General features: G+C 69.3%; 1 protein-coding gene and 1 pseudogene. Both read left to right on the plus strand.

Annotation, left to right across the window (positions count from 1 at the left end):
• Positions 1-215: 215 nt before the first annotated feature.
• A complete protein-coding gene (locus FV222_RS26715) occupies positions 216-503 on the plus strand; it encodes a hypothetical protein (protein WP_147816150.1) in 288 nt (95 codons plus the stop codon).
• A 358-nt stretch (positions 504-861) separates the two neighbouring features.
• A pseudogene (locus FV222_RS26720) lies at positions 862-1,185 on the plus strand (hypothetical protein); the annotation flags it as partial.

Here is a 1,185-nt window from a genome sequence, read left to right on the forward strand (position 1 = left end):
CACCGAGACCCTGGCCAGCCGCAACACGGAGGCCGCGGCCCTCGACGGACGGCTGGCCACGGCCCGGCAGGACCTCGCCACCGCCCAGGCGAAGCTCGCCGAGACCCGCCAGCAACTCGCCAGCCCGCCCGCCGCAGCACCGAACAAGCCCGGGAACGCGCCGCAGCCTGCGCGTTGACGACAGCCGGCTTCCCCCAACCAACCGTGAGATCGACATGAACCGACGCTTCACCACACGCGCAGGGCTCGCCCTCGCCTCCGCCCTGACCTTGACCCTCGCTCTCCTGCAGCCGTCGGCGGCGCAGGAAGGGCCCGAGATGGAGGCCATGAAGGCGAATTGCGGCGGCGACTACCTCCGCCTCTGTGCCGGCATGAAGCCCGGAGGCCCCGAGGTGAAGGCCTGCTTCAAGCGCAACCGCCCGAACCTGTCGCCGGCCTGCTCGCAGGCCATCGCCACCTACGAGCGCTCGCGCGGCCGCTCGTCCGACGACGCGGATGAGTAACCCTGTGACGTGTTGAACCAGGGGCGCGGCCGGAACGGGGGCGAGGGCGGGGCTGTTTCAGGCCCGATCGGCCCTTCGTATCCTCGTGCGGCCCGGCCGAGCCCCGCACCGCTTTCGGCCTACGGCCGCGATGGCGTCACGCCCCCACCGAGGGAGACGGGTGCCGACCGGGCGCTTCGCCCATCGGCTTCGGCGACTGGAAGCAACGAGCCGTGCGCAGGGAGCCATCCAAGCGCCCCACCTCGGCTATCCTTCAACGTCCGCCCTATATCTAAAATAAAAATTGCAAAATAGATCCTTTCATCTTGAACATGTTCCCGAATTCGGCGTTGACGACCGGCTCTACAAAAGGATATCCATGTCTCGCTTGAAGATGCTTTGCGGCGTCGCAGCCCTGTCCACCCTCGGCTTCCTCAACACGGCCGCCTACGCCCAGGATGGCGGCCCCTGCTCGGACGACATCGCCAAGCTCAAGCGCGAGCTCGGAACGCAGGTCGGCATGGGCGCGCCCGTCTCGCAGCCCGATACCGGCCAGCGCAAGGGACCGAACGAGGGAGCGGCCGACCAGACGGCGAGCACCACCGGAACCATGGCCAAGCCGGTCGGGAACGCCGACACGGACCGCGCCCAACAGGACGGCGCCGCCCGTGCGACCGGCGGATCGCCGGGCACGGTCGGCGGC

It is taken from the genome of Methylobacterium sp. WL103 (assembly GCF_008039885.1).
Taxonomy (GTDB): domain Bacteria; phylum Pseudomonadota; class Alphaproteobacteria; order Rhizobiales; family Beijerinckiaceae; genus Methylobacterium; species Methylobacterium cerastii.